This is a genomic window from Amycolatopsis sp. WQ 127309 (assembly GCF_023023025.1).
Classification (GTDB): domain Bacteria; phylum Actinomycetota; class Actinomycetes; order Mycobacteriales; family Pseudonocardiaceae; genus Amycolatopsis.
The window spans coordinates 9,686,319-9,695,135 of sequence record NZ_CP095481.1 but is presented as its reverse complement, the minus strand read 5'-3'; the positions used below and the strand labels follow the sequence as shown (position 1 = coordinate 9,695,135).

Annotated in this window: 1 protein-coding gene (cut by a window edge); it reads left to right on the top strand. The window is 75.9% G+C overall.

Annotation, left to right across the window (positions count from 1 at the left end):
• The first annotated feature begins 32 nt into the window (after positions 1-32).
• Positions 33-8,817: the 5' end (the start) of a type I polyketide synthase gene (locus MUY22_RS42735; RefSeq protein ID WP_247053096.1), read on the top strand. Its footprint extends 26,903 nt past the window's final position; the window shows 8,785 of its 35,688 coding nt (coding positions 1-8,785); the start codon lies at positions 33-35; its stop codon lies off the right edge, out of view.

The following is an 8,817-nucleotide window of genomic DNA, read 5'->3' as shown; positions in this document are numbered from 1 at the left end:
CGGCCCCCGAGACGGAAACCCGAGTGTGACCCGTGGACGTTGACGACAAGGTTCTCGACTACTTCAAGCGGACCGTGGCCGAGCTGCGCCAGGCCCGCGCCGAGCTGGACGAGCTGCGGGCCGCGAAGGCCGAGCCCATCGCGGTGGTCGGCATCGGCGTCCGGCTGCCGGGCGGCGTCACGAGCCCGGAAGCGCTGTGGCGCCTGCTCACGGACGAGGTCGACGCCGTCTCGGGGTTCCCGGCCGACCGCGGCTGGGACGTCGAGGCCGTCTACGACCCCGATCCGGACGTCCCCGGCAAGTCCTACACCCGCTCCGGCGGGTTCCTGGCCGACGCGACGCGGTTCGACCCGGCGTTCTTCGGGATCTCGCCGCGTGAAGCGCTTTCCATGGACCCGCAGCAGCGGCTGCTGCTGCAGACGTCGTGGGAGGCCCTCGAACGCGCGGGCATCGCGCCGACGTCGCTGCGGGGCAGCCGGACCGGCGTGTTCTTCGGCGCGGCCGCCCAGGGTTACGGCGCCCAGTTGCGGGAATCGACCGGCGACGCGGCCGGGTACGCGCTGACCGGCTCGTCGTCGAGCGTTCTGTCCGGCCGGGTCGCCTACGTGCTCGGCCTGCGCGGTCCCGCGGTGACGCTGGACACGGCGTGCTCATCGTCGCTGGTGGCCCTGCACCTGGCGGCGCAGTCGCTGCGGTCCGGCGAGTGCTCGGTGGCGCTGGCGGGCGGCGCCACCGTGATGGAGACGCCGAGCATCTTCGTCGAGTTCTCGCGCCAGCGCGGGCTGTCCGCGGACGGCCGGTGCAAGTCCTATTCGGACACCGCCGACGGCACGGGCTGGGGCGAAGGCGTCGGGGTCCTGGCCCTGCAACGGCTTTCCGACGCGCGCCGCGAAGGCCGTGAGGTGCTGGCGGTGCTGCGCGGCAGCGCGGTCAACGCCGACGGCGCGTCCAACGGGCTCACCGCCCCGAACGGCCCGGCCCAGCAGGAGGTCATCCGCCAGGCCCTGGCCGGCGCGGGCCTGGCACCGTCCGATGTGGACGCCGTCGAAGGCCACGGCACCGGGACGACCCTGGGCGATCCGATCGAGGTCCAGGCGCTGCTGGCGACCTACGGTCAGGGCCGGGAAACGCCGTTGTGGCTCGGCTCGCTGAAGTCGAACGTCGGGCACACGCAGGCCGCGGCCGGCGTGTCCGGGGTCGTCAAGATGATCCTCGCGATGCGGCACGGCGTGCTGCCGCGCACCCTGCACGTGACGGAACCGTCGTCCCGCGTCGACTGGGCCGGCGGCGCGGTGCGGCTGCTGACCGAGGCGCGCCCGTGGCCGGAGACCGGCCGGCCGCGCCGGGCCGGGGTGTCGTCGTTCGGGGTGTCCGGGACCAACGCGCACGTCATCGTCGAGCAGGCCGCCGAGGAGGAGCCGCCGCCCGGCACGTCGACCGGGGTCGTGCCGCTGGTGGTGTCCGCGCGGTCGGCGGCGGGCCTGACCGACCAGGCCGCGCGGCTGGCCGGGGCCCTGGACCCGGCCGCGGATCTCGGTGCGGTGGCGGCGGCGCTGGTGCGGTCGCGAGCGCTGTGGGAGCACCGGGCGGTCGTGTGGGCCGAGGACCCCGAGCAGGCGGTCGCGCGGCTGCGCGAGGTGACCAGCCGCGGACCGGCACCGGACGACGACGGCGTGGCGTTCCTCTTCACCGGGCAGGGTGCCCAGCGGCCCGGGATGGGCGCGGAGCTGGCCGCGGAGTTCCCGGTGTTCGCGACGGCCTTCGACGAGGTGTGCGCGGAGCTGGATCGTCATCTGGACCGGCCGCTGCGCGAGGCGATCGCGTCGGACGCGGTGCACGAGACGGTGTATACGCAGGCGGGGTTGTTCGCGGTCGAGGTCGCGATGGTCCGGTTGCTGGAGTCGTTCGGCGTGCGCCCGCGCGTGGTCGCGGGGCATTCACTGGGGGAGATCACCGCGGCGTACGTGGCGGGTGTGTTCTCCCTCGAAGACGCGGCGATGCTGGTGGCGGCCCGGGGTCGGTTGATGCAGGAGCTGCCGCCGGGTGGGGCGATGGTGGCGGTGGCGGCGTCCGAAGCAGACGTCGAGCCGGTGCTCGGGGACGGCGTGTGGTTGGCGGCGGTCAACGGGCCGGAGTCCGTGGTGCTGTCGGGGACCGCCGAGGCGATCGAGGCCGCGGTGGAGCGGCTGCCGTACCGGACGAAGCGGCTGACCGTCTCGCAGGCGTTCCACTCCGGGCTGGTCGAGCCCGTGCTGGCGCCCTTCGCCGCGGTGGCCGCGCGCGTGACCTACCGCGAGCCGTCCGTCCCGCTGGTGTCCACTGTGTCCGGTGCGGTGGCCGACCCCGAGATCCGCACGGCGCAGTACTGGGTCGACCAGGTCCGGCGTCCGGTGCGGTTCGCGGACGCCGTGACGACGGTGCTGGCGACCACACCGGCCGTGCTGCTCGAGGTCGGCCCGGACGCCGCGCTGACGGCGATGGTCCCCGACGGCGCGCCCGCGACGGTGCCGCTGGGCCGCCGCGGACGTCCCGAGCCGGACGTCTTCCGCGCCGCGCTGGCGGCGGCGTTCGCCTGCGGCGCCGACGTGGCGTGGGACGCGCTGCTGCCCGCGGCGCCCGCCCGCGTGTCGCTGCCGACCACGGTGTTCCGCCCGGACCGGTTCTGGCTGACGCCCGGCAGCGCGGTGGCCGACGCGGCCGGTCTCGGCCTCGACGCGGTGGCGCACCCGGTGCTCGGCGCGGCGGTGGAGGACCCGGCGACCGGCGCGGTGACCCTCACCGGCCGGCTGTCGTCCGACGTGCTGCCGGAAGCGGGCGCGGAAGCCTGGCTGGAGCTGGCGATCCAGGCCGGTGACCGGGTGGGTGCGCCGGTCGTGCGCGAGCTGACGGCCGAACGACGGCTCGCCCTCATCCCGGGGACACCGGTGCGGGTGCAGGTCGTGGCCGGTCCGGCGGAGTCCGGTGCGCGCCGGGTCGAGGTCCACGCGCGTCTCGCCGACGGCGGTGCGTGGGTGCGCTGCGCGACCGGGACCCTGACGACCGCGGCCCCGGTGCCGCCGTCCTTCGCCTGGCCGCCGCCGGGAGCGACGCGAACCGCCGACGGCCTGCTGCGCCGCGGCGAGGAGATCTACGCCGAGGTCGAACTGCCGTCCGAAGTGGATCCCGCGACGTTCGCGATCCACCCGGCGCTGCTCACCGCGGCGCTGGCGATGACGGGGGAGCGACCTTCGGCCTGGGCCGGGGTGACGCTGAGCGCGGGCAACGCGGGGGTCGCCCGGGCCCGGCTGACCCCGGTCCCCGGCGGCTGGGCGCTGACCCTGCAGGACACGGCCGGGGCGCCGATCCTGTCGGCGGAATCGGTGACGACCGGGACGGTGCCCCTCGCGCACGACGGCGCCGGGGACGCACTGTTCGCGGTCGAGTGGCGGCCCCTGCCCGACGTCGCTCCCGGTGGATACGGCGAGGCCCTGGTCATCGACGGTGCGGCCGGCCTCGCCGAGGCCGTCGAGAAACCGTCCACTGTGGTCCTGCGGGTCGCCCCGGGGACGGGCGAGGAGACCGCCCGGGTGCGCGAGGTCCTCGCCGGGGTGCTGGCGACACTGCAGGCCTTCCTCGCGGACCCGGCCTGGCAGGACAGCCGGTTGCTGGTCGTGACCCGCGACGCCGCCGACCCCGTCGCGACGGCGGTCGGAGGGCTCGTCCGCACCGCCCGGACCGAGCACCCGGGCCGCGTCCTCCTGGCGGACGTCACCGGCGAAACCGACCTGGCCGCCCTGGCCGCGACACTGGTGTCCGCCGGCGAGGACGAGTGCCGCGTCGCCGACGGCGAGGTCCGGGTGCCCCGGCTCGTCCGCGAGACCGCCGCCCCGGATCCCGGCGCGCGCCCGCTCGACCCGGCCGGCACGGTCCTCGTCACCGGCGGCACCGGCATGCTCGGCTCCGCCGTCGCGGAGTTCCTCGTGCGGGAGCTGGGCGTGCGCGGTCTCCTGCTCGCCTCCCGCCGCGGGCCCGCGGCCGACGGCGCCGCCGACCTGGTCGGCCGTCTCGAAGCCGCCGGTGCGCGGGTCGACGTCGTCGCCTGCGACACCGCCGACCGCGACCAGGTGCGCGACCTGCTCGCCCGGGTGCCGGACGGGGCGCCGCTCACCGCCGTCGTGCACACGGCCGGGGTGATCGACGACGGCCTCCTCGGCACGCTCGACCCCGCGCGCCTCGACACCGTCCTGCGCCCCAAGGCCGACTCCGCCGTCCACCTCGACGACCTCACGCGCGACGCCGGCCTCGCCGCGTTCGTGCTGTTCTCCTCCGCCGCCGGGGTGCTCGGCGGCGCCGGGCAGGGCAACTACGCGGCCGCAAACGCTTTCCTCGAGGGTCTCGCCGCGCGGCGCCGCGCCGCCGGCGAGGCCGCCGTCGCCCTGGCCTGGGGCCTCTGGGCCGGCGACGGGCGGATCTCCCGGGCCGCCGACGCCCAGCGGATGGCCCGCGCCGGCTTCGGCGCCCTCGACCCCGCGCGGGGCCTCGCCCTCCTCCGCACCGCGCTGACGTCGGCCCGGCCGGCCCTCGTGCCGATGGTCCTCGACCTGCCGGTCCTGCGGGACCGGGCGCGCGACCACGGCGTCCCGCCGTTGCTCACCGAACTCACCGGGCCGATCCGGCGGCCCGCCGCCACCGCCGGGAACGGCCTGCTGAGCCGCCTGGCCGCGGCCGGGCCCGCCGACCGCGTCGCGCAGCTCACCAGTCTCGTCCGCGCCGAAGCCGCCGTCGTCCTCGGCGGTGGCGACGGCGTCACCGCCACGCAGGCCTTCCGCGACGCGGGGTTCGACTCCCTCACCGCGCTCGAACTCCGCAACAAGCTCGCGGACCTCACCGGGGCGGCCCTGCCGTCCACTGTGGTCTTCGACCACCCCGACCCGCAGGCGCTCGCCGAGTACCTCGCCGGCACCCTCGCGCCGGTCGCTCCCGTGGCCGCCGTCGTCACCGGCGACCCGGTGGTGGTCGTCGGCGTCGGGCTGCGGCTGCCGGGCGGAGTGGACGGTCCGGAAGCCCTGTGGGAGGTCGTTTCCGGCGGGGTCGACACGATCTCGCCGTTCCCCGCCGATCGCGGCTGGGACACCACCGGCCTCGACGGCGTCGCCCGCTTCGGCGGGTTCCTGCACGACGCGGGCCGCTTCGATCCCGCGTTCTTCGGCATCTCGCCCCGCGAAGCCGCGGCGATGGACCCGCAGCAGCGGCTCCTGCTCCAGACGTCGTGGGAAGCGCTGGAACGCGGCGGGATCGCCCCGACGTCGTTGCGCGGGCAGGACGTCGGCGTGTTCTTCGGCGCCTCCGCCCTCGGTTACGGGATGCAGGGCCAGGGTTTCGCCGACGAAGCCGCCGGGTTCGCCATGACGGGGTCGTCGGCGAGCATCATCTCGGGTCGCGTTTCGTACGTGCTCGGGGTGCGCGGCCCGGCCGTCACCGTGGACACGGCGTGTTCGTCGTCGCTGGTGGCGATGCACCTCGCGGCGCAGTCGCTGCGGTCCGGGGAGTGCACGATGGCGCTCGCCGGGGGCGCGACGGTGATGGCGACCCCGGCGGCGTTCACCGAGTTCGCCCGCCAGGGCGGGCTCGCGGCGGACGGCCGGTGCAAGTCCTTTTCGGACGGAGCCGACGGCACGGGCTGGGGTGAGGGCGTCGGGGTCCTGGTGCTCCAGCGCCTCTCGGACGCCGTGCGCGACGGCCGGGAAATCCTGGCCGTCGTCAAGGGCAGCGCGGTCAACCAGGACGGCGCGTCGAACGGCCTGACCGCCCCGAACGGACCCGCGCAGCAGGCGGTGATCCGCCAGGCACTGGCCAACGCCGGGGTGCGACCGTCCGAAGTGGACGTCGTCGAGGCGCACGGCACGGGCACCACACTCGGCGACCCGATCGAGGTCCACGCCCTCCAAGCGGCCTACGGTCAGGACCGCGAAACGCCGTTGTGGCTGGGGTCGCTGAAGTCCAACATCGGGCACGCGCAGGCCGCGGCGGGCGTCGCCGGGGTCGTCAAGATGGTCCTGGCCCTGCGCCACGGCGTCCTGCCGCCGACACTGCACGCCGCGCACCCGTCCACCCAGATCGACTGGAGCGCCGGGGCGGTCCGGCTGCTGACCGCGGCCGAGGAGTGGCCCCGCGGGGACCGGCCGCGCCGGGCCGGGGTGTCGTCGTTCGGGGTGAGCGGGACCAACGCGCACCTGGTGCTGGAGGAAGCCCCACCGGCACCTAGGCCGGTACCGATCGCCGATCCGGGTGTCCTGCCCGTGGTCGTGTCGGCGCGTTCGGCCCGCGGCCTCGCCGAGCAGACCGAGCGGGTGGCCGGTTTCCTCGAGAGCCACGACACCCTCGTCGCGCCCGCGTGGTCGCTCCTGCGGTCACGGGCGTTGTGGGAACACCGCACCGTGGCACTGGCCGGGACTGCCCACGAGGCCGCGGACCTGCTGCGGAAGGGCGCGGTCCAGGGCGTCGTCGACCCGTCCCGTGACGGCGTCGCCCTGCTGTTCACCGGTCAGGGCGCGCAGCGGGTCGGGATGGGCTTCGAGCTGGCGGCGGAGTTCCCGGTGTTCGCGACGGCGTTCGACGAGGTGTGCGCGGAGTTCGACCGGCACCTGGACCGGCCGTTGCGTGCGGCGATCGCGTCGGATCTCGTGCACGAGACTCGCTATACGCAGGCGGGGTTGTTCGCGGTCGAGGTCGCGATGGTCCGGTTGCTGGAGTCGTTCGGCGTGCGCCCGCGCGTGGTCGCGGGGCATTCACTGGGGGAGATCACCGCGGCGTACGTGGCGGGCGTGTTCTCCCTCGGAGACGCGGCGATGCTGGTGGCCGCGCGGGGTCGGTTGATGCAGGAGCTGCCGCCGGGTGGGGCGATGGTGGCGGTGGCGGCGTCCGAAGCAGAAGTCGAGCCGGTGCTCGGCGACGGCGTGTGGCTGGCGGCGGTCAACGGGCTGCGGTCGGTGGTGCTCTCCGGCGACGCCGAGGCGGTGCACGCGGCCGCGGCAGGCCTGGCGTTCAAGACCACCCCGCTGACGGTGAGCCACGCGTTCCACTCCGGACTGCTGGACCCGATGCTCGCCGGGTACGCCGAGGTGGCGCGCCGCGTCGACTACCGCGAGCCCACGCTGCCCGTCGTGTCCACTGTGTCCGGACGGGCCGCGGGGGCGGAGCTGGGTTCGGCGGACTACTGGGTCGAGCAGGTGCGGCGCCCGGTGCGGTTCGCCGACGCCGTCCGGACCGTCCTGGACCTCTCGGTCGCGGCGGTCCTCGAAGTCGGGCCGGACGCGGCCCTCACCCCGGCCGTGCGTGAGATCGACGACGCGCCGGTCGCCGTCGCGCTGACCCGGCGGGACCGGCCCGAGTCCGGCACCGCCCTGACCGCGTTGGCCACGCTGTTCGCCCACGGCGTCCCGGTGGACTGGAGCGCGCTGTTCCCGGCCGGGCTCCCGGTCGTGCCGGTGCCGACCACGGCGTTCCAGAACCGCCACTACTGGCTCAAGACCGGCACCGCCGACACCGGCGTCCTGCCGGTCGCCCACCCGCTGCTCGGCGCGGCGGTGCCCGACGCCGCGTCCGGCGGGGTCGTCCTGACCGGGCGGATCGCCCGCGAGACGCACCCGTGGCTGGCCGACCACGAGGTGGCCGGCACGGTCGTGGTCCCCGGCACGGCGCTCGTCGAGCTGGCGGTGCAGGGCGGCGACCGCGTGGGCACGCCGGTGGTGCGCGAGCTGGTCGTCGAGGCCCCGCTGCGCCTGGACGACGAGCCGGTGCGCGTGCAGGTCGTCGTCGGCGCCGACGAATCGGGCCGTCGCCCGGTCGGCGTCTACTCCCGAGTGGACGGTGCACAGTGGACCCGGCACGCCGCGGGCTTCCTGGTCGCCGGGGAACCGGCCGCGACCGGCCTGGGGGAGTGGCCGCCCGGTGGCGCCGAGCCCGTCGACACGTCCGGGTTCTACGACACCCTCGCGGGCCGCGACTACACCTACGGCCCGGCGTTCCGCGGCGTGACGGCGGCTTGGCGGCGCGGTGACGAACTCTTCGCCGAGGTGACGCTGCCCGAGGGCCTGGAAACCGCGGGGTTCGCGATCCACCCGGCGCTGTTCGACGCCGCCCTGCACCCGACCATCCTGGACGCGGGCGACGAGGTGGCGCTGCCGTTCGCCTGGACCGACGTCGTGGTGCACGCCACCGGCGCGACCACCCTCCGGGCCCGGTTGCGCCCGGTCGACGGCGGCCTGGCCGTCGACCTCGCCGACGGTACCGGCGACCCGGTGCTGTCCGTCGGGTCCCTGACGACCCGGCCGGTGCCGCGCGACCGGCTCGCCCGCCCGGTCGACGACTCACTCTTCCGGCTCCGGTGGACGCCCTTGACCGCGGAACCCGGCACGCCCGTCGCGACCGAGACGGTGACCGGCAATCTCGGCCGCCTGACCACGCGTCCCGAGTGGATCGTCCTGCGTGCCGACGCCGGTGCAGGCAGCGACGAACCACGGCGGGTACGGGACGTCACCGGCCGGGTTCTGCGCACCCTGCAAAGCTTCCTCGGTGATCCGACGTGGACCGGCTCGCGGCTCGTCGTCGTGACGTCCGGCGCGGTGGACCTCGGCGGCCCGCCGGACCCGGTCGCGGCGGCCGTCTGGGGACTGGTGCGCAGCGCCCAGACCGAGAACCCCGGCCGCCTGCTGCTCGTGGACGGCGACATTCCGGACGGCCTGCTCGCGGCCTTGGCCGCGTCGGGTGAGGACCAGTGCGCGGTCCGCGACGGCCGGGGCTGGGTGCCGCGGCTGGCCCGGGCCACCGACGACGACC